Genomic DNA, 19,641 nt, shown 5'->3' with positions numbered 1-19,641 from the left:
GCTCCGACGGCGTGACGCCCGCGTTACGCGGGGGGTACATCCCGCGGCCGGTCGCGGGACGGGAAGTCGCAGGTCAGAAGGACTTGCTGCTGGGCCGGTTGCGGAGCGCGGCCACGTAGTCGTCCGGGGCCCCGGCCTGCTCGGCCGCGTCGGCGAGCACGCCGAGGTAGCGGGCGCTGGGCTCGCCGCCCTCGTAGTCGTTGAGCACGTAGATCCACGCGAGGACGTCGCCCTCCAGCGTGTGCACGCGCAGCCGCAGCTTCTTGTGCATCCCGAGCTCGCCGCCCTCCCAGCGGTCGAGCTGCGAGGCGTCGGGCTCGGGCACGTCGTAGATCACGACGAACACCTGCTCGCCCGGCGCCTCGACGACGGTGGACAGCGCGCCCTCCCAGGCGTAGTCCGACCCGCCGAACGTCAGGCGCCAGCCCTGCAACCACCCCGTTCCCGCCATCGGCGAGTGGGGAGCCCGCTGCTTCATCTGGGCGGGGTCCATGTTCGACCCGTAAGCGGCGTAGAGCGGCACCGGCACAGCGTAGTGCTCCCCCGCGCGCGTACCGTGATCGGGAGACCCGCAGATCCCCCCGAAAGGCCCGAATGACCCGCATCGTGATCATGGGCGGCGGCCCGGCCGGCTACGAGGCGGCCCTGGTGGCGGCCCAGCACGGCAGCGACGTCACCATCGTCGAGCAGGAGGGCATGGGCGGCGCCTGCGTCCTGCACGACTGCGTCCCGTCCAAGACCTTCATCTCCTCCGCGGGCATCCGCGTCGACCTGCACCGCGCGCCCGAGCTCGGCCTCACGGCCGGTCCCGACTCCGTGGGCGTCGACCTGCCCGTCGTCAACGCCCGCGTCAAGGGCCTCGCCCTGGCGCAGTCGGCCGACGTGCGGGCGCGCGTCGAGCGGGAGGGCGTGCGGATCGTCCGCGGCTCCGCCTGCTTCACCGACGAGCCCGCCGCCCGCGCGCCGCACGTCGTCGAGGCCCGGGGGGCCGACGGCGTCCGCGAGATCCTGCCCGCCGACGTCGTGCTGATCGCCACGGGTGCCACCCCCCGCGTCCTGCCCGACGCCCGCCCCGACGGCGAGCGCATCCTCACCTGGCGCGACCTCTACGACCTCCCCGAGCTGCCCGAGCACCTCGTCGTGATCGGCTCCGGCGTCACGGGGGCGGAGTTCGTGTCGGCCTACGTCGAGATCGGCGTGCGCGTCACGCTGGTCTCCAGCCGCGACCGGGTGCTGCCCGGTGAGGACGCCGACGCCTCCGCCGTGCTGCAGGACGTGTTCGCCGAGCGCGGCGTGGAGATCCTCGGCCAGGCGCGCGCCGACTCCGTGAAGCGCGACGACTCCCTGTTCGACGGCCGCGGCGGCGTCGTCGTCACCCTGGCCGACGGGCGCACGATCACCGGCTCGCACGCGCTGATGACGGTCGGCTCGGTGCCGAACACGGCCGACCTCGCGCTGGAGAAGGTCGGCGTCGAGACCGACCGCGGCGGCTTCATCCCCGTCGACCGCGTCTCGCGCACGAGCGTCCCCGGCGTCTACGCGGCGGGCGACTGCACCGGCCTGCTCATGCTCGCCTCCGTCGCCGCGATGCAGGGGCGGATCGCGATGTGGCACGCGCTGGGCGAGGGCGTGGCGCCGATCAAGCTCAAGACGGTGGCGTCGGCGGTCTTCACCCGCCCCGAGATCGCGACCGTCGGGATCAGCCAGCGGGCGATCGACGCCGGCGAGGTCCCCGCTCGGACGATCATGCTCCCGCTCTCGACGAACCCCCGCGCGAAGATGCAGGGGCTGCGGCGCGGCTTCGTGAAGCTGTTCTGCCGTCCCGCCACCGGCGTCGTCGTCGGCGGCGTGGTCGTGGCGCCGGTCGCGAGCGAGCTGATCCTGCCGATCGCGCTGGCCGTGCAGAACGGGCTCACCGTCGACGACCTGGCGTACACCTTCTCGGTCTACCCGTCGCTGTCCGGCTCGATCACCGAGGCCGGGCGGCAGCTGATGCGCCACGGCGACCTCGACTAGAGCGACCCGGACCAGGGGCGACTCGGGGGTTTCCCCGATACCGCCGGGAGACCCCGCGGCCGACCCTGGACGGCATGAGCATCCAGCCCGTCACGTCGTCGTCGGTCCCCGTCGCCCCGGTCCTGGCCACCGCCGTCGGTGCGCAGGTCCTCGACGACGCCCTGTTCTTCCTCGTCCCGCCCAGCGCCCTGCTGCTCGGCCCGCTGGCCGGGCTGATCGCGATCGGCCTGACGGTCGCCGGTGCCCGCATGGTCACCCGTGGCCGCCGGGGGCCGGTCGTGGCGCGTACCGGGCTCGTCGTCGGCCTCGCCTCGGCCGGCATCGGCCTGCTCATCGGGGGGCTGGGCCTGGTGACGCTGCTGCTCGCCGGGATCACGGTGCTGGCCGGGGTGGCCGGGGCCGTGGCCGGGCGCGGGCTCACGGCGTCGCGGCTGCCCTGAGCCGACGTGCGGCTGCCGTGGGCGACACGACGACGGGTCAGCGCAGCACGCCGGCGGCCCGGGCGTCGGTGATCCACGACGGGAACTCGGCGAGCAGCCGGTCGTAGAGCTCGGCGTCGGGCAGGTCGTCGATGTCGTCGACGGCGAAGAAACCGACGTTGTCGACGCGCCTGCCGGTCATCGTGTCCAGCTTCTCCAGCACGCCGTACCGGTTGCGGCGGCCGAGCCCGACGAACTGCCAGAACACCGGCTCCGGCACGGCGTCGCGGAGCTCGCGCTCGATCTCGCGGTTGCGGGTGACCCCGCCGTCGGAGAAGAACAGGACGAGCGTCGGGACCGTGACGGGCGCCGCCCGGACGAACGCGCGGATCTGCGCGATCACCTTCGGCTCGTCGTTGGACCCGCCGACCGCGGCCATGTCGACCTGGCCCGGCTCCAGGTCCCGCGGCGGCCGCTTGCGGATCCGGAACTCCCCGACCCGCGCGTGCAGCCGGATCCACTCGGGCAGGTCGTCGACGACGAGGTCGGGCAGCCGGGCCGGGTTCGTGGCGAACGTCCAGGCCTGCATGGTGCCGTCGTCGTCCAGGACTGCGGCGACGGCCGCCATGCGTTCCACGACCCGGCCCACGACGCCGTCGCGGTAGAGCCGGCTCATGGAGCCCGACGCGTCGAGCGCCAGCACCACCCGGGCCGCGACCCCGCGCGCACCCCGCTCCTCCAACGACACCGCGACCTGGCGCTTGCGCAGGTCCAGCCGCTTGCGCAGGTCGACCGGCAGGCCGGCGCCGGCGTCCGGGACCGGCGCCACCACCGGCTCGTCGTCGACGGTGATCCCGTAGTCGGTGGCCAGCCCGGCCAGTCCGGAGGCGTAGCCCTGGCCGACCGCCCGGAACTTCCACGCCCCGCCCCGGCGGTAGAGCTCGCCGCCGACGAACGCGGTCTCGGTCGACGCCGTCATGGCGAACTCGGCGACGACACCGCCCCCGTCGGCGTCGACGAGCCGCAGCACCAGGCCCGGGACGTCACCGAACGTGCCGCCGTCGGCCGACGCCGCCAGGACGATGCGGTCGACGGCGTCCTCGACCCGCCCGAGGTCGACGCGGAGCGTGTCACCGGCCGTGGTCCTCCCGGTGTGGCGCACCGCCCCCGTCGCGTGCTCGGGCTGGTTGTAGAACACCAGGTCGGCGTCGGACCGGACCCGACCGCCCGCGTCGAGCAGCAGGGCCGACGCGTCGACGTCGGGGACTCCGGGACGCGGCGACCAGGTCAGGGCGACGTCGAGGCGCCGGGCGTCGACGCCGGTGTTGGCGCCCTTCGTCAGTGCGGTCATGGCGGCGATCCTGCCGGGAGCCCCAACGGGAACGACGAACGGCCGGCGCGTCCGCGGACGCGCCGGCCGTTCGTCGGTCAGCTGGTGGCCGCCAGCGGCGCCGCGTGCGGCGTCCGGCAGCCGGTCAGAGAGCAGAGGGCCGAGCACTCGAGGCGGTCGTGCACGGCCGCGTCGAGCAGGGTGCCCGCGAACGGCCACCGGCCGGTGTAGCGCTGCAGGTACCAGTAGACGAAGAGGTGGTCGGTGCGTTCCGGGTCGGCGACGTAGACGGCGCCGGGGAACTGCTCGATCCACCGGGCGTAGTCGGTCATCGCGAGGGCGGGGGGACGGGAGGCCCGGCGGGAGTGCAGCCAGTCGTCGGCCCTGGACCGCCAGTGGGACAGGGCTCCCGGGTGGAGCGTGGCTCCGGGCAGTTCGCGCACGTTCGCGGAGAACACAGCTGTCAGGACCCCGGCGCCGGTGTGCGCGGCCGAGGTCAGGGTGAGCAGGGAGTGCGGGCCCGGGATGGGCCCGTCGGTGTGGACGTGGGTGGTCACGAACGGGTCGGGGGGCATGACGGATCCTGGTCGCCTGGAAGGTCGGGGACGTCCCACGGCGTGGCCTTCGCCGACGTGGTGGGGGATCCGCGGCGCGGTCGTCCGCGTGGCGGAGGAACCGGGCCCCGTGGGTGGACACACGGGTTCATCACTGCTGTCCGCTATGCACTTGTGCAGCACGGTGCGGGGTCGCTGTGGCTGACCTGGCCCGACGGACGCTAGACGGGCTCGCGCGAGGTCGTCAACGATCCGTCGCCAGGAGGCCGGTGACGATCACGTCGTGCCGCTCGCCGTCGACGACCCAGGCGTCGCGCATCCGGCCCTCGGTGCGGAACCCGCACTTCTCCGCGACGCGACCGGAGGCGGTGTTGCCCGCCGCCCACAGGTAGGTGACGCGGTGCAGGCCGAGCCCGGCGAAGCCGAAGCGCAGGACGGCGCCGAGCGCGGTGGTCGTCATGCCGCGGCGCCGGGCCGCGGGCAGGGCCCAGCAGGCGGCCTCGGCCTGCCCCATCGGCGGGTCGACGCGGTCGAGCGAGACCTCGCCCAGCATCTCCCCGGTGGTCGGCTCGCAGACCGCCCATGTGTAGCGCTCGTCGCGGGCCCAGTCGCGCAGGCGGCGCCGGACGTAGGCGTCGGCCTCGGCCGGGTCGGGCGGCGGGCGATGGCGCCAGCGGGTGATCTCCGGGTCGGAGCACGAGGCGAGCACGGCGTGCCGGTCGTCCATGCGGTCGTCGGCGCGGGGCACCCGCAGGTACCAGGCGCCGGCGTTGATCTCGACGGGGTCCATGACGAGGTCGTGAGCGGCGATCGTGGCCGGGGCCACGATCGCCGCGCACGGTCAGTCCTTGATCTCGCAGAGGACCGTGCCCTGGGTGACCGACGCGCCCTGCTCCGCGCTCAGCCCCGTGACGGTGCCGTCCTTGTGCGCGGTGACCGGGTTCTCCATCTTCATCGCCTCCAGGACGACGACGAGGTCGCCCGCGGAGACGGTGTCGCCGTCGGACACCGCGACCTTGATGATCGTGCCCTGCATCGGCGCGGTGACCGAGTCGCCCGACGCCGCGCTGCCGCCCTTGCCGCCGCCGCGCTTGCGCGGGGCCTTCGCCGCCGCGCCGCCCTCGAACGGCGGGACGGTGTTCTCCCACTCGGTCTCGATCCACCGCGTGTGGACGGTGAACTCCTCCTCGGAGGTGCCGGTGAACGCCGGGTCCTCGACGACGAGCCGGTGGAACTCGAGCACGGTGGCCATGCCCTCGACGCGGAACTCGGCCAGCGCGCGGCGCGAGCGCTCCAGCGCCTGCGCGCGGTCGGAGCCGGTGACGATGAGCTTGGCCAGCAGCGAGTCGAACTGCCCGCCGATGACGGAGCCGGACTCCACGCCCGCGTCGACGCGCACGCCGGGCCCGGCCGGGAACGAGATCGACGAGACGGTGCCGGGGGCGGGCAGGAAGTTGCGACCCGCGTCCTCGCCGTTGATCCGGAACTCGATCGAGTGCCCGCGCGGCTCCGGGTCCTCCAGCAGGTTGAGCTCGAGGCCCTCGGCGATGCGGAACTGCTCGCGGACCAGGTCGAGCCCGGAGGTCTCCTCCGACACCGGGTGCTCCACCTGCAGGCGCGTGTTGACCTCCAGGAACGAGATCAGCCCGTCCTGGCCGACGAGGAACTCGACGGTGCCGGCGCCGTGGTACTCGGCCTCCTTGCAGATGGCCTTGGACGCCTCGTGGATCGTGGCGCGCTGCTCGTCGGACAGGAACGGCGCGGGCGCCTCCTCGACGAGCTTCTGGAAGCGGCGCTGCAGCGAGCAGTCGCGGGTGCCGACGACGATGACGTTGCCGTGGGTGTCGGCCAGCACCTGCGCCTCGACGTGGCGGGGCTTGTCGAGGTAGCGCTCGACGAAGCACTCGCCGCGCCCGAACGCCGCGGTGGCCTCGCGGACCGCCGAGTCGTACAGCTCGGCGATCTCCTTCTCCTCGCGCGCCACCTTCATGCCGCGCCCGCCGCCGCCGAACGCGGCCTTGATCGCGACGGGGAGCCCGTGCTCCTTCGCGAACGCGACGACCTCGTCGGCGCCCGACACGGGGTCGTTCGTGCCGGGGACCAGCGGCGCGCCCGCGCGGGTGGCGATGTGGCGGGCGGTGACCTTGTCGCCGAGGTCGCGGATGGCCTGCGGCGTCGGGCCGATCCAGGTGATGTCGGCGTCGATCACGGCCTGGGCGAAGTCGGCGTTCTCGGAGAGGAAGCCGTAGCCGGGGTGGATGCCGTCGGCACCGGCCTGCTTGGCGGCGTCGATGACCTTGGTGATGTCGAGGTAGGACTCCGCGGCGGTCGACCCGCCGAGCGCGAACGCCTCGTCGGCCAGCCGGACGAACGGGGCGTCCCGGTCGGGGTCGGCGTATACCGCGACGCTGCCGATCCCGGCATCGGCGCAGGCCCGGATCACGCGGACGGCGATCTCCCCGCGGTTCGCGACGAGGACCTTGGTCAAGCGCGGCACGTTGCGGCCTCCCTGAGATGACCGGGGAACCCCTGCCCCGGCGCGTGGTTACCGGGGAGTTTAGGCATGGTCGGCCCGATCGCCGGACGGAGGACCGTGTGGCGTGGATGACGTTGCACCCGATCGTGCGCGGTCAGCGCCGCCGCCTCCGGCGCAGCCGCGTGCGCAGACGGGGGCGCGGCGCGCGGCGCCCGTCGTAGCGGAACGCGGACTCGCGGGCGGCGAGCTCCGCCGCCGCGCCGCCCGTGAGCCCGGTGACCGCGCGCGCCACGTCCCAGCCGTCGCGCAGCGCCCCGACCGGCTCGTGACCGTCGCGGTGCCGGGCGAACACCGCAGGCCAGCCCTCGCCGAACGACGCCGCGAGCAGCGGCCAGGACTCGGCGGCGAGGCCTGCCCGCTTGCGCAGCAGGGCGCGGCGGGTGGCGTCGAGGCGGGCGGTGTCGAAGCCGTCCGGGGGCGGGCCGCCGGCCACCAGCGCGTCGACGAGGGCGGCCTGGCGCGCGGCGAGGCGGTCGCGGCCCGAGGGCGCGTCGGGCCCCCAGACGACGCTCACCGCGACTCCCGCGCGAGGAGAGCCCGACTCGCGGGGGGTTCCAGGCGGGCCGCGCCCCGGATCGCCGCCAGCTCGGCGTGCAGCTCCGCGGCGGGCGGGTAGCCGCCGTCGCGCTCCAGCATCACCGGCGGCGGGGCGGGGAGGCGGTCGACCAGCGCCCCGAGCAGCCGCAGCACGGCGTCGGGGACGGGCGCGGTGTGCGTGTCGTGGTGGAGCCCGTCGTCGTGCGTGGCGCCGCCCGCGACGTGGACGTAGGCGATGCGGTCGAGCGGGAAGGAGTCCAGCACCGCCTCCGGGTCCTGCCCGCGGTTCCGCGCGTTGGCGTACACGTTGGCGACGTCGAGCAGCAGCAGGGCGCCGGTGCGGTCGAGCAGCTCGGTGAGGAACTCGCCCTCGGTCATCGCGTCGTCGGGCCAGTCGAGCAGGGCGGCGATCGGCTCCAGCGCCAGCGGGACGTCGAGCTCGGCCTGCGTGCGCGCCACGTTGGCGGCGAGGACGTCGAGCGCGTCGCGGGAGCGGGGGAGCGGCAGCAGGTGCCCGGCGTAGCGCCCGCCCGCCCGGACGAACGCGACGTGCTCGCTCACCAGCGGCGCCCCGACGCCGGCCGCGCAGGCCGCGAGGTGCGTGACGCGGGCGGCGTCGAGCGGGTCGGTGCCGCCGAGGGAGAGCCGCACCCCGTGCGGCACGACGGTCACCCCCCGCTCCCGCAGAGCCGCCACCCCTCGAGGCGGATCTGCGGGAACGAGGGACTCGGCGACGACCTCGGTGAAGCCGAGGCCGTCGACGTCATCCACCACGCCGGCGATCCCGGACCGCCAGCCGATGCCCAGACCGGCGAGCCCCGGGACGGTGCAGGCGTCAGCCGCCGCAGCCACCGCCGCACCCTCCGCCGCCCCCGCCGTCGCCGCCCCCACCGCCGCCGTCGCCGCCCCCGAGGGAGGACGAGGCGCCGCCGTCACCTCCGCCGGACGACGTGACCTTCTGGACGGCGAGCTCCTCGGCGAAGGCCGGGTCGGACGCCCACACGGCGCTCGCCCCGAAGATGCCGACGCCGAGCGCGGCGGTGGCCGGGCCGTAGGCGACCCAGTCGGGCCGGGAGTCCGGCCGCAGCGCGTCGTGCTCGGTCTGCAGGCGCACCAGGAGCTCGTCACCGGCGCGGGAGCGCCGCGGCGCCCGGACCAGCAGCACGGCCGTGACCACGCAGACGAGCAGCAGCACCGCGACGAGGTGCCCGACGGGCCGGCTCTCGGCGACGCCGGCGAGCAGGCGCAGCAGACCCAGCAGCGCGACTGCACCGAGCCACCAACCGGCCGCGCGGATCTCGCGGCGGCGGGGCTCCGGGAGCAGCAGGCCCTGGGCGACGAGGCGGTCGTGGATGCCGTCCAGCGCGGTGCGGACCGGACGGTGCAGCGGCAGTCGGGCGCGCGGTACGGGGCTGCCGCAGGTGAAGTGGATGGCCCGCTCGAGCGGGTGCGCACCGGGCTCGGGCCGGCCCACCGCGTGGACCAGGCCCTTGGCCGGCGCGATCGTGCCGCGCAGGTGCATGGACGTCAGCGCGGAGGTGACGGCCAGTTCGGGCCCGCCGTTGAGGTGGGCCACCTCGTGTCCGCCCAGGTCGTGGACGGTACGAGGTGACCCCTCGGCGAGCGCGCGGCGCTGCCGCGCGACCGCGACCCACACCACCGCGGCCAGGAGCACGTAGCCGGTGAGGAAGGTGGGGCCGCTGATTCCCCAGGTGTCCATCGCGCACCTCCTGAAGACGTCCTCATGAGACGCCTCACAGTGTTGCGACGGACACCGTCCCGGGGAACGTTCTTCACCAGAACTTGAGGTGGCCGCAGGAGAGCCTCAGACGGCCGCGCGCACCTGCTTCTTGATCCGCGACAGCATCGCGGCCATGCCGCGCAGCCGCAGCGGGCTCACGGCCTGGGCGAGCCCGAGCGCGGTGTAGAAGTCGTCGGGCACGGCGAGCACGGCTTCCGCCGGCTCCCCGTCCATCCCCGTGTGCATGATCGAGGCGAACCCGCGCGTGGTCGGCGCCTCGGGCGGCGCGGAGAAGAACAGGTGCACGCGCCGGTCGGCGTCGTCGTCGACCTCGACGGCGAGGAACAGCGGCGACTGGCACTCGTGCACCTGCTCCATCGAATCGGCCGCGTCGGCGTACCGCTCGGGCAGCTCCGGGAGCTCGCGGGAGAGCTCCAGGAGCAGCTGCAGGCGGTCCTTGGGACCGACGCCGGAGAAGTCCTCGACGAGCTCCTCCAGCTGCGGAGGCAGGCTCACGCCGAGCCCCGCTCGCTGCCCTGCACGATCGGCACGCGCACGGCGTTGCCCCACTCGGTCCAGCTGCCGTCGTAGTTGCGGACCTTGTCGAAGCCCAGCAGGTGCGTGAGCACGAACCAGGTGTGGCTGGAGCGCTCGCCGATGCGGCAGTAGGCGACGACGTCGTCGTCGGCCTTCAGGCCCTGCTCCTCCAGGTAGATCGCCTCGAGCTCCGCGCGGGAGCGGAACGTGGCGTCCTCGGCGGCCGCGCGGGCCCACGGCACGCTCGCCGCGCCGGGGATGTGGCCGCCGCGGACGGCGCCCTCCTGGGGGTAGTCGGGCATGTGCAGCAGCTCGCCGGAGTACTCGCCCGGGCTGCGGACGTCGACCAGGGCCCCCTCGCCAGACGACACGAGCCCCAGGTGCGCGAGCACGTCGTCCTTGAACGCGCGGATCGCGGCGTCGTCGCGCTCCACGACCGGGTATGCGACGGCCTCGGGCTCGGGCTGCTCGGTGGTCATCTCGCGGCCCTCGGCCGCCCACTTGGCGCGCCCGCCGTCGAGGATGCGGACGTCGGCGTGGCCGAAGAGGCTGAACACCCACAGGGCGTAGGTGGCCCACCAGTTGTTGCGGTCGCCGTAGAACACGACCGTGGTGTCGCGGGTGATGCCGCGCTCGCCGCAGATCTCGGCGAAGCGCGCGCCGTCGACGTAGTCGCGGGTGACCGGGTCGTTGAGCTCGGTGTGCCAGTCGACCTTCACGGCCCCCGGGATGTGGCCGGTGTCGTAGAGGAGGACGTCCTCGTCGGACTCGACGACGACGAGGCCGTCGGCGCCCAGGTTGTCGGCCAGCCACGCCGTGGTGACCAGGCGGTCGGGGTGCGCGTACTCGGCCAGCTTCGGGTCGGTGTCGTTCTGCAGAGCCATGCCGCCCAGGCTAGTCCTGTCGCCACAGGTCCGTGACCTGGACGCCGACGCCCGCGAGCAGCCGTCGCACGAGCGGCAGGCTGATCCCGACGACGTTCGACGGGTCGCCGTCGACGCCCTCCACGAACCAGCCCCCGAGCCCGTCGAGGGTGAACGCGCCCGCCACCGCGAGCGGCTCGCCGGTGCCCAGGTAGGCGTCGAGCTCCTCCCCGGTCGGTTCCCCGAAGCGGACGACGGTGACGGCGTGGCCCTCGGCGACGCGGTCGATCTCCCCGTCGGCGACGCGGAGCACGGCGTGCCCGGTGACGAGCTCGCCCGTGCCGCCGGCCATCGCGCGCCAGCGCTCGCGGGCCTCGTCGACGGAGGCGGGCTTGCCGACCAGGTGGCCGCCGATGTGCAGCATCGAGTCGCAGCCCAGGACCACGGCCTCGGTCTCGGTCTCGTCGATCCGGCGCGCCACGGTGGTCGCCTTGGCCCCGGCGAGCGTCGTGACCTTCTCGGCCGGGGTGGCGTCGGGGACCGACGCGAGCAGCGCGTCCTCGTCGACGTCGGACACGTGCACGAGCGGGTCGAGCCCCGCCGCGCGCAGGACCGAGAGGCGGGCGGGGGAGGCCGAGGCCAGTACGACGCGCACGACGCCGGACCCTACGGCCGGGCGGCGGTCGCGGCCGGGCGGGTCAGCCGCCCCCGTCCGGCCGCCGCGGCGCCGGTCGTGAGCAGCCCTTCGGGCACCCGGCGTACCGGTCCTGCGGTGCTCGTCGCACCGACAGCGGAATCCACAGGGCTGAATGGAGCAGCGGACGTTGGTCCGCGGAGGGAGGCGGTCCGGGGGTGTCCGGGGCGCCCGGCGTGCCGTCCGCGGCGCCGGACGTGCGGTACCTGCCCGCTTGTCGAGACCCGCGCCGCCGTTGTACGCCGTTCGCTCGTCGTCGTACGTCCGTTCGCTGCGTCTGCGCGCCGAACGGTTGCTCCGAAGTGTCCGCGGCGCTCGCGCAGTGCCGGGCTGCGTCGGGACGACCACGTACGGTGCGCGGCCTGGAGCAGTGGCGTCCGCCCCGTGGCCGCCGGAGGGGACAGTGCGATGAGCGTGGACACATCCGTCGACCCCGCAGCGGGAGAGACCGAGGACGGCCCCGCCCCCGGGACGGCCGGCCGCCTGTGGCACTACCTGCCTCGCGGCAACACCCTCGACGACCGGGCCTGGCACCGCCGCCACCGCCTGCTGCAGTGGACGCTGGCCCTGCACCTCCCCGCGCTCGCGCTGCTGGGCTTCGCGCTGGGCGACCCGCCCCTGCTCATCGGCGCGTCCCTGGTCGGGCCGGTGCTGGGCCTGGTGATGGGCGTCGTGGTGACGCAGCGCCGGCTCGCGTCGTTCTTCGTCACCGGCGGGCTGGTGTTCTGCTCCGCGGCGCTGGTCGTGCTCACCTCGGGCAGCATCGAGGCGCACTTCCACTTCTTCATCATCATCGGCTTCATCGCGCTCTACCAGGACTGGGTGCCGTTCCTGTGGAACGTGGCCTTCACCGTCCTGAGCCACGGGATCGGCACGATCTGGCTCGGCGACCTGATCTTCGCCCACCCGGCGGGGCAGGCGAACCCGTGGCTGTGGTCGGGGATCCACGGCCTCGGGGTGCTCGCCGCGTGCGTCGGCATGGTGATCTTCTGGCGGATCACCGAGGACGAGCAGGCCGAGAAGGAGGCGCTGGGCAGGCAGCTGGTCACGGCCGACGCCGAGATCGGCAGGCGCCGCTTCGCCTCGGACATGCTCGTCAACCTGGCGCGGCGCAACCAGAGCATGCTCTACCGGCAGCTCGACATCATCAACCAGCTCGAGGAGAAGGAGCAGGACCCCGACGCCCTCGCGGACCTGTTCACCCTCGACCACCTGGCCACCCGCGTCCGGCGCAACGCGGAGAGCCTGCTGGTGCTGGCCGGCGAGCAGTAGCCGCGCACGTGGTCGGCCCCCGTGCCGCTGCGCGACGTCGCGCGGGCCGCCATCGCCGAGACCGAGGACCTCGACCGGGTCACGACGGTGATCGACGACCGCGTGGGTGCCGTCTCCGGGCGCGTCGTCGCCGATCTCACGCACCTGCTCGCCGAGCTGACCGAGAACGCCGTGCGCTTCTCCCCGCCCGACACCACGGTCACCGTCCGCGCCCGCCCCGACCCCCGCCACGAGGGCGCGTGCCTGATGACGGTCGAGGACTGGGGCGTGGGGATGCCGCCGGAGGACCTGGCCGCCGCCAACGACCTGCTCGCCCGCCCGCAGGACGTGGACCTCGCCGTCGCCCAGCGGCTGGGCTTCCACGTGGTCGCGCGGCTGGCCGCCCGGCACGGCGTCGGCGTCTCGCTCGGGGCCACGCCCGGTTCCGGCGTCACCGCGGTCGTGGCGCTGCCCGCCGCCCTGTTCCCGGTGGGCCCCGCCGTCCCGCTGCCCCGCCGCGCCCCGGGGGACCTCACCCCCTCGCGGCACTCCCTGGGCGCGTCCCCGTCCCCGTCCCCGTCCCCGTTCCCGTCCCCGGAGCCCGTGCGGCCGGTGCCGGCCGAGCGCGCCCCGGAGCCCGGCCCGGCTCCTGCTCCTGCCCCGGAGCGGGTACCGGTCGCGGCCTCCGGGACGTCCACCCCCTGGCCGACGCCCTTCGCCCCGGCCGCCCCCGGCCCGGAGGACGGCGAGTGGCGCGGCTGGTGGAGCCCGGAGGCGGACGGGCCCGCCGACCCGTTCGGCGCCGACCCGCGCGCGGCGGCCCCGCCCGCATCATCCGAGTCCGCGCCGTTCGGGTCCGCGCCGTTCGGGTCCGCGCCGTTCGGGTCTGCGCCGTTCGGGTCTGCGCCGTTCGCGGCCACGCCGCCGGCCCCGTCCGGCGGCGGGTGGCCCGCCTCCGCGCCGGCGGTGCCGGACCCGCGGCCCGGGGACACGGGGCCGTCGGTGCCGGTCCAGCCCGCGCGCGGCGGACTCCGCCGGCGCGTGCCGCAGGCGCACCTGGCGCCGGAGCTGCGCGGGCCCGTGAGCGCCGAGCCGGCCGCGCCCGTGCACGACAGCGCGGCCGCGAGCGCGCTGTCGCGCTACCAGGCCAGCCGCAGTGCGGCGCAGTACACCGTCGACAACGGGGGAGTGACGTGAGCGGTCGGCTGGACTGGTTGCTGGAGGAGTTCGTCGGCGGCACGCCCGGCGTCGTGCACGGCGTCGTCGTCTCCGGCGACGGGCTGCGGCTCGCGACGTCGTCACAGGTCGGGACGTCGCTGGCCGACCAGCTCGCCGCGGCGGCGTCGGGCCTGGTGAGCCTGGCCCGGGGCACCGCGCAGCTGCTGTCGGCAGGGCCGGTCACGCAGACGATCCTGGAGATGGCGGGCGGCTACCTGTTCGTCACCGCGATCAGCCACGGTGCCACCCTCGCGGTGTTCGCCGACCGGCAGTGCGACATCGGGCTGGTCGGCTACGAGATGACGCTGCTCGCCGCCCGGGTCGGCCACGCGCTGACACCGGCCGCGCGCACGGCGACCGCGACGTGAGCGGGCGGGAAGCGTGAGCGAGCTTGCCAGCTCACCATGGGCGCAGCAGCGGTCGCGAACGCGGCTGACGAGCGTGAGCGAGGAGGGCTCGTGAGCGAGCACCGTTCCGGCGGGCGGGTGGTGCCGGTCTACGCGCTCACCCGCGGCCGCACCCGCTCGCTCCCGGGCCGGGACCTGCCCGTGGAGGCGCTGGTGACGGCCACCGCCGACGCCTCGTCGCACGGGATGGAGCCGGAGTACCGCACGACGGTGGAGCTGGCCGCGCGGCCGGTGTCGGTCGCCGAGGTCGGGGCCGCGCTCGGGGTGCCGGTCGGGGTGGCGCGCGTCGTCGTCAGCGACCTCGTCGATGCCGGCCACCTCGTGATCCACCTGCCGCCCTCGGGCGAGGACGGCCCGTCGCCCGCCGTGCTGGAACGACTGCTGGAGGGACTCCGTGCGGGTCGATGAGGAGCTGATCCCGCTCAAGGTGCTGGTCGCCGGCGGGTTCGGCGTGGGCAAGACGACGCTGGTGCGGACGTTGTCGGAGATCCCGCCGCTGCTCACCGAGCAGGCCATGACCTCGGCCTCGGTGGGCGTCGACGACGCCGACCTCGTGCCGGACAAGAGCACGACGACCGTGGCGATGGACTTCGGCCGGCTCACGGTCGACTCGTCGCTGATCCTGTACCTGTTCGGCACGCCCGGTCAGTCGCGGTTCTGGTTCATGTGGGACGAGCTCGCCCGCGGCAGCGTCGGTGCGGTGGTGCTGGTCGACCTGCGCCGGATCGACGACTGCTTCGCGGCGATCGACTACTTCGAGAACCGGCGGCTGCCGTTCGTCGTGGGGGTCAACCGGTTCCCCGGCGCCGACGAGCACCGGCCCGAGGACGTCCGCGACGCGCTCGCCCTGGGCCCGGACGTCCCGCTGGTGTGGCTGGACGCCCGCGACCCCGGGTCGGGCCGGTCGACGCTCGTCGCGCTGGTCCAGCACGCGCTCGCCCGGACCGCCGTCCCGACCTGACCGGCCCGCCACCTGAGCGAGACAGGCCCCTCAGTGCGGCAGGCCCTCGGCGCGGCAGGTCCCCCTCAGCGCGGCAGGTAGGTGCCCGCCCACGCGCCCGGGCCGGGAGTGAGCGGCGCGCGCAGGCGCGCCGCCGGGTCCGACCAGCGGTCGCGGCGGCGCACCGGGGCGTCGCCCCCGCCGGACGACGAGGCCGCCGCGAGCACGACCGTGAGCGCCACGAGCTCGGCGTCGGTGGGCTCGCCGCGCACCACCCGGAAGAGCGCGCGGCGCTCCTCCGGGGTGGGCTCGGCGGTCTCCTCCGTGCTCGGGGCGTCCGGGCCCGCGGTGTCGTCGTCGCTCGCGGTGTCGTCGTCGCCCGCGGCGTCCTCGGTGCTCGCGGCGTCCTCGGTGCTCACAGGGGGATGTTCCCGTGCTTGCGCGCCGGGACCGCCTCGCGCTTGGTCTCCAGCGCCCGCAGCGCCCGGCCGACGTAGCCCCGGGTGTGCGAGGGCGGGATGACGCCGTCGATGTAGCCGCGGTCGGCCGCGATGTAGGGGTTGGCGAGGGTGTCCTCGTACTCCTGCTGCAGCTCCGCGCGACGGTTGGCCAGCTCGTCGCCCTCGAGGTCGTTGAGCTCCTTGCGGTAGAGGATGCTCACCGCGCCCGCGGCGCCCGTGACCGCGATCTGGGCCGTCGGCCAGGCCACGTTGATGTCGGCGCCCAGGTGCTTGGACCCCATGACGTCGTACGCGCCGCCGTAGGCCTTGCGCGTGATCACGGTGACCTTCGGGACGGTCGCCTCGGCGTAGGCGTAGATCAGCTTCGCGCCGCGGCGGATGATGCCGTCCCACTCCTGCTCGGTGCCGGGCAGGAAGCCGGGGACGTCGACGAACGTGACGACCGGGATGTTGAACGCGTCGCAGGTGCGCACGAACCGCGCGGCCTTCTCCGACGCGTCGATGTCGAGGCAGCCCGCGAACTGGGTGGGCTGGTTGGCCACGATCCCGACCGACCGGCCCTCGATGCGCCCGTAGCCGCACACGATGTTCGGCGCGAACAGCTCGTGGACCTCCAGGAACTCGCCCTCGTCGACGACCCGCTCGATGACGCCGCGGATGTCGTAGGGGGTGTTCGCCGAGTCCGGGACGATCGTGTCGAGCTCGAGGTCGGAGTCGGTGAGGCCGTCGGCGATCGAGCCCGCCACCGGCTCCGGGGCCGGGTAGGCGGGCGGCTCGGAGAGGTTGTTGCTGGGCAGGTAGCCGAGCAGCTCCTTGACGTAGTCGATCGCGTCGGCCTCGTCGCTGCCCAGGTAGTGCGCCACGCCGGACTTCGTGTTGTGGGCCCGGCCGCCGCCGAGGTCCTCCATCTCGACGTCCTCACCGGTGACGGTCTTGATCACGTCGGGGCCGGTGATGAACATGTTGCTGGTGCCGTCGACCATCACGATGAAGTCGGTGAGCGCGGGGGAGTACACCGCTCCACCGGCCGACGGGCCCATGACCAGCGAGATCTGCGGGATGACCCCGGAGCTGCGGACGTTGCGGACGAAGATCTCGCCGTAGAGCCCGAGCGCGACCACGCCCTCCTGGATGCGGGCGCCACCGCCGTCGTTGATACCGATCATCGGGCACCCGATCTTGAGCGCCAGGTCCATGACCTTGACGATCTTCTCGCCGTAGACCTCGCCGAGCGCGCCGCCGAACACGGTGGCGTCCTGGCTGAAGACCGCGACCTGGCGGCCGTCGACGGTGCCGGTGCCGGTGACGACCCCGTCGCCGAAGGGACGCTTGGCGTCCATGCCGAAGTTGGTCGACCGGTGGCGCGTGAGCGCGTCGAGCTCGACGAACGAGCCCGGGTCGAGCAGCTGGTCGATGCGCTCGCGGGCGGTCTGGCGGCCCTTGGCGTGCTGGCGCTCGGCGCCCGACCCGGCGTCGACGGCGTCGGCGGCACGTCGGTAGAGGTCGGCGAGCTTGCCGGCGGTGGTGTGGACGTCCGGCTCGTCGGCGGCAGCGCCGGACGCGTCCCCGATCGGCTCCGTTGCGGCGGTCATGGCCGGGGAGCCTAACCGGCTGGTAACCCGTCGTCCGTGCGTGCCTGGTCACGTCCGCCGTCGGAGGGAACGTCCTGCTTGCACGACCTGGGCGCTGGGGCTTGGATCCCCTCGACGGCACTTGTGGTGCTGGTCACAGCCAGGTACTCCACGAGAGCGGAGAGTCGCATGTCGCAGCCACCGTCCGAGTCGCAGTCGGGTCAACAGGGCCAGGAGCCCCCTCCCGGTCAGGGGCCCGGCCAGGGCCGGCCCGGCGACGGCCCGCCGCCCGGCCAGGGACCGCCTCCCGGGCACGGGGGTCAGCAGCCCGGCTACGGCCCGCCGCCCGGGCAGGGGCCACCGCCCGGTTACGGCCAGCAGCCCGGCTACGGCGGCCAGCCGGGCTACGGCGGCCAGCCCGGTTACGGCCAGCAGCCCGGGTACGGCCAGCAGCCCGGGTACGGCCAGCAGCCCGGGTACGGCGGCCAGCCCGGGTACGGGCAGCAGCCCGGCTATGGCGGCCAGCAGGGCTATGGCGGCCAGCAGGGATACGGCGGCCAGCAGGGATACGGCGGCCAGCAGGGATACGGCGGCCAGCAGGGATACGGCGGCCAACAGGCCGGCTACGGCGGCCAGCCCGGCTACGGGGGCCAGCAGGACCCCGGCTACGGCCGGGCGGACGCCGGTGGTCAGCAGGGCTACGGTGGCGCTCAGCAGGGCTACGACGACGGCCCGAGCCTCGAGAAGCAGTCCGGTCGCAGCGGCGGCCCCGCGTCGGCGCCGCCCGAGGTGCGCACCGCGTTCCTCCTGTGGCTGGCCGACCTGGCGCTCGGGGTGATCGGCGCGGTCGTCGCCTTCTTCCTCATCGACTCCCTCGTCGAGGCCGCCCTGGAGAGCGCCGGGGTGTCCGCGGGCGACGTACCGGCCGAGGTCCTCGGCGCCGCCCGCGGCGGGGCGATCGGCGGGATCGTGGTGTCGCTGGTCCTGCTCGCGCTGGTGGCGGCCGCGGTGTTCGCGATGCGCAACGGCCGCAACTGGGCCCGCATCCTGCTGACCGTGCTCGGGGTCCTGTCGCTGCTCAGCGGCGTCTACTCGTTCTTCTCCGCCGGCCAGATGCTCTCGCTCGGGGCGCTGGGCGTCCTCAACGTGGTCGCCACCGCGATCCAGGTGGTCCTCGTCGCGGCGGCGATCTGGTTCATGTTCCGGCCGGCGGCGTCGGCGTACTTCGCACGGAACGGCCGACCGCGGTAGTCTCTCGATGGCCGAGAGATTCGAGGGTGGAGAGATGGACGAGACCGACTGCGTCGTCGTCGGGGGCGGTCCCGGCGGCGCCGTGCTGGCCTACCTGCTGGCCCGGGCGGGGCGGCGGGTGACGCTGCTGGAGGCGCGGTCGGACTTCGCCCGCCGCTTCCGGGGCGACTCGCTCGCCCCGCCGGTGATGGACTGGCTCGACGTCCTCGGCCTGGCCGACGACGTCCTGGCCCGCCCGCACGCCACGGCCGACGCGTTCACCTGGCACACGCCGACGGCGTCCTACCGGATCGCCGACTACGGCAGTGCCAGCCGCCGCTTCCCGCACTACGTGCTCGTGCCGCAGCCGGAGTTCCTCGGGCTGCTCACCGCGCGCGCCGCGGAGCTGCCGGGCTTCCGGCTGGTGATGTCGGCGCGGGTCAACGAGCTCGTCGAGGAGGACGGGCGGGTGCGCGGCGTGCGGTACCGCGCCGCCGACGGCGAGGTGCGCGAGATCCGTGCGCCGCTCGTCGTCGGGGCCGACGGGCGGTTCTCGCAGGTCCGGCGCCTGGGCGGGTTCGAGGCCGAGGAGCTGGGCGCCGGGCTCGACATCCTGTGGTTCGAGGTGCCGCGCCGCGACGACGACCCGCCGCTGTCGGGCCTGGACTACTTCGCGGTGCCCGGCGCGGCGGTCGTCGCGCTCGGGCAGGGCGCGACCTGGCAACTCGGTCACATCATCCCGACGGGCACGGTCGCGCAGGCGCGCGAGGCCGGCGTCGGGCCGGTGGTGGCGCTGGCGCGCGACCGGATGCCGTGGCTGGGCGACCGTCTCGACGGCCTCACCGAGTTCTCCCAGCTCACGCTGCTCAACGTCCGGATCACCCGGCTGCCGTCGTGGTACCGGCCCGGCCTGCTGCTGATCGGCGACGCCGCGCACGTCATCTCCCCGGTGGGCGGCAACGGCATCAACATCGCCATCGCCGACGCGGCCGACGCCGGCAACACCCTGGCGCCGGTCCTGGGCGGCGACCCGGCCGACCTCGATACGACGATCGACGCCGCCTGCGGGGAGCTCGAGGTGCGCCGCCGGGCTGTGTCCGACCGCGAGCAGCGCGCGCAGGTCCGCTCCGAGCGGGGCAGTCTCGACCGGATGCGCCGCGGCGACCCGGAGCCGGTCCGGATCCTGCGCCTGGCGGCGGCGTTCCCGCCGATCGCCCGGCGGTTCGGGACGAGGGCGGCGTCGGCCATCGCGATCCCGGCCCCGAGCGAGCAGGTGCTGACCGGCCCCGCGGCGGTCACCGGGCCCGGCGCGGGCTGACCGGTCGGCGGCGGGCCC

At 74.7% G+C, this 19,641-nt stretch carries 22 protein-coding genes; 9 read left to right on the top strand and 13 right to left on the bottom strand.

From position 1 onward, the window contains the following. Positions 1 to 73 precede the first annotated feature (73 nt). On the bottom strand, positions 74 to 523 hold the full coding sequence (locus tag I4I82_RS09215; protein ID WP_218592632.1) for a gamma-glutamylcyclotransferase family protein: 450 nt from the start codon (positions 521 to 523) through the stop codon (positions 74 to 76). 71 nt (positions 524 to 594) lie between these two features. Between I4I82_RS09215 and I4I82_RS09210 the strand changes: the two genes are divergently transcribed. After that, complete coding sequence (locus tag I4I82_RS09210) at positions 595 to 2,016, top strand: NAD(P)H-quinone dehydrogenase (protein WP_218592631.1); 1,422 nt, start codon at positions 595 to 597, stop codon at positions 2,014 to 2,016. 74 nt (positions 2,017 to 2,090) lie between these two features. After that, entirely contained in the window at positions 2,091 to 2,456 is a 366-nt protein-coding gene (locus I4I82_RS09205; RefSeq protein WP_218592630.1) for a hypothetical protein, read from the top strand. 37 nt (positions 2,457 to 2,493) lie between these two features. Here the strand turns inward: I4I82_RS09205 and I4I82_RS09200 are convergent, their stop codons facing one another. From I4I82_RS09200 to I4I82_RS09155, 10 genes are all read right to left on the bottom strand, one after another. Further along, positions 2,494 to 3,786 (bottom strand): VWA domain-containing protein, encoded by a 1,293-nt coding sequence (locus I4I82_RS09200; protein WP_218592629.1) that lies wholly within the window; start codon positions 3,784 to 3,786, stop codon positions 2,494 to 2,496. Between the two features lie 77 nt (positions 3,787 to 3,863). Next, positions 3,864 to 4,340, bottom strand: coding sequence for a hypothetical protein (locus tag I4I82_RS09195; RefSeq protein ID WP_218592628.1), 477 nt, complete (start codon positions 4,338 to 4,340; stop codon positions 3,864 to 3,866). A 223-nt stretch (positions 4,341 to 4,563) separates the two neighbouring features. Next, positions 4,564 to 5,145, bottom strand: coding sequence for a GNAT family N-acetyltransferase (locus I4I82_RS09190; RefSeq protein ID WP_226369959.1), 582 nt, complete (start codon positions 5,143 to 5,145; stop codon positions 4,564 to 4,566). Between the two features lie 15 nt (positions 5,146 to 5,160). Then, positions 5,161 to 6,816: an acetyl/propionyl/methylcrotonyl-CoA carboxylase subunit alpha gene (locus I4I82_RS09185; RefSeq protein WP_218595634.1), complete on the bottom strand. Its 1,656-nt coding sequence runs from the start codon at positions 6,814 to 6,816 to the stop codon at positions 5,161 to 5,163. A gap of 133 nt (positions 6,817 to 6,949) precedes the next feature. After that, positions 6,950 to 7,369 carry an SCO6045 C-terminal-like domain-containing protein gene (locus I4I82_RS09180; protein WP_218595633.1) on the bottom strand — a complete coding sequence of 140 codons (420 nt, stop codon included), beginning with the start codon at positions 7,367 to 7,369 and terminating at the stop codon, positions 6,950 to 6,952. After that, positions 7,366 to 8,244, bottom strand: a complete 879-nt coding sequence (locus I4I82_RS09175) for an MbnB/TglH/ChrH family RiPP precursor modification enzyme (protein ID WP_218595632.1) — start codon at positions 8,242 to 8,244, stop codon at positions 7,366 to 7,368. Before I4I82_RS09175 ends, I4I82_RS09180 begins: the two co-directional genes overlap by 4 nt. Further along, the gene (locus I4I82_RS09170; protein WP_218595631.1) at positions 8,228 to 9,112 is read right to left on the bottom strand and encodes a TIGR04222 domain-containing membrane protein; all 885 of its coding nucleotides are present in this window, start codon (positions 9,110 to 9,112) and stop codon (positions 8,228 to 8,230) included. Before I4I82_RS09170 ends, I4I82_RS09175 begins: the two co-directional genes overlap by 17 nt. A 105-nt stretch (positions 9,113 to 9,217) precedes the next feature. Beyond that, positions 9,218 to 9,649: a SufE family protein gene (locus tag I4I82_RS09165; protein ID WP_218594322.1), complete on the bottom strand. Its 432-nt coding sequence runs from the start codon at positions 9,647 to 9,649 to the stop codon at positions 9,218 to 9,220. After that, on the bottom strand, positions 9,646 to 10,554 hold the full coding sequence (locus I4I82_RS09160; RefSeq protein ID WP_218594321.1) for a sulfurtransferase: 909 nt from the start codon (positions 10,552 to 10,554) through the stop codon (positions 9,646 to 9,648). Before I4I82_RS09160 ends, I4I82_RS09165 begins: the two co-directional genes overlap by 4 nt. 10 nt (positions 10,555 to 10,564) lie before the next feature. Further along, positions 10,565 to 11,188 (bottom strand): Maf family protein, encoded by a 624-nt coding sequence (locus I4I82_RS09155; RefSeq protein ID WP_218594320.1) that lies wholly within the window; start codon positions 11,186 to 11,188, stop codon positions 10,565 to 10,567. Positions 11,189 to 11,635: 447 nt separating this feature from the next. Here I4I82_RS09155 and I4I82_RS09150 point away from each other — a divergent pair, with 447 nt between their 5' ends. The 5 genes from I4I82_RS09150 to I4I82_RS09130 all read left to right on the top strand — a co-directional run bounded on the left by I4I82_RS09150 (position 11,636) and on the right by I4I82_RS09130 (position 15,064). Further along, a complete protein-coding gene (locus tag I4I82_RS09150; protein WP_218594319.1) occupies positions 11,636 to 12,499 on the top strand; it encodes a hypothetical protein in 864 nt (287 codons plus the stop codon). A 21-nt stretch (positions 12,500 to 12,520) separates the two neighbouring features. Continuing rightward, the gene (locus tag I4I82_RS09145; RefSeq protein ID WP_218595630.1) at positions 12,521 to 13,675 is read left to right on the top strand and encodes an ATP-binding protein; all 1,155 of its coding nucleotides are present in this window, start codon (positions 12,521 to 12,523) and stop codon (positions 13,673 to 13,675) included. Continuing rightward, positions 13,672 to 14,064, top strand: coding sequence for a roadblock/LC7 domain-containing protein (locus I4I82_RS09140; RefSeq protein ID WP_218591491.1), 393 nt, complete (start codon positions 13,672 to 13,674; stop codon positions 14,062 to 14,064). Before I4I82_RS09145 ends, I4I82_RS09140 begins: the two co-directional genes overlap by 4 nt. Before the next feature lie 90 nt (positions 14,065 to 14,154). Beyond that, positions 14,155 to 14,511 (top strand): DUF742 domain-containing protein, encoded by a 357-nt coding sequence (locus I4I82_RS09135; RefSeq protein ID WP_218591490.1) that lies wholly within the window; start codon positions 14,155 to 14,157, stop codon positions 14,509 to 14,511. Beyond that, on the top strand, positions 14,498 to 15,064 hold the full coding sequence (locus tag I4I82_RS09130; RefSeq protein WP_226369958.1) for a GTP-binding protein: 567 nt from the start codon (positions 14,498 to 14,500) through the stop codon (positions 15,062 to 15,064). Before I4I82_RS09135 ends, I4I82_RS09130 begins: the two co-directional genes overlap by 14 nt. A 65-nt stretch (positions 15,065 to 15,129) precedes the next feature. Here the strand turns inward: I4I82_RS09130 and I4I82_RS34745 are convergent, their stop codons facing one another. Further along, positions 15,130 to 15,462, bottom strand: coding sequence for an acyl-CoA carboxylase subunit epsilon (locus tag I4I82_RS34745; protein ID WP_308112774.1), 333 nt, complete (start codon positions 15,460 to 15,462; stop codon positions 15,130 to 15,132). Next, the gene (locus I4I82_RS09120; RefSeq protein ID WP_218591489.1) at positions 15,459 to 17,096 is read right to left on the bottom strand and encodes an acyl-CoA carboxylase subunit beta; all 1,638 of its coding nucleotides are present in this window, start codon (positions 17,094 to 17,096) and stop codon (positions 15,459 to 15,461) included. The genes I4I82_RS34745 and I4I82_RS09120 overlap by 4 nt, the downstream gene beginning before the upstream one ends. Before the next feature lie 168 nt (positions 17,097 to 17,264). On the opposite strand from I4I82_RS09120, the gene I4I82_RS09115 reads away from it, so the two are divergent. Together I4I82_RS09115 and I4I82_RS09110 are read left to right on the top strand one after the other, a co-directional pair. Then, positions 17,265 to 18,326, top strand: a complete 1,062-nt coding sequence (locus tag I4I82_RS09115) for a hypothetical protein (RefSeq protein ID WP_218591488.1) — start codon at positions 17,265 to 17,267, stop codon at positions 18,324 to 18,326. A gap of 34 nt (positions 18,327 to 18,360) precedes the next feature. Continuing rightward, positions 18,361 to 19,623: an FAD-dependent monooxygenase gene (locus tag I4I82_RS09110; protein WP_218591487.1), complete on the top strand. Its 1,263-nt coding sequence runs from the start codon at positions 18,361 to 18,363 to the stop codon at positions 19,621 to 19,623. Positions 19,624 to 19,641 lie beyond the last annotated feature (18 nt).

The sequence above is a fragment of the Pseudonocardia oceani genome (assembly GCF_019263585.2).
GTDB classification, from domain to species: domain Bacteria; phylum Actinomycetota; class Actinomycetes; order Mycobacteriales; family Pseudonocardiaceae; genus Pseudonocardia; species Pseudonocardia oceani.
The sequence above is the reverse complement of the archived record's forward strand: the minus strand, read 5'-3'. Positions and strand labels throughout refer to the sequence as shown.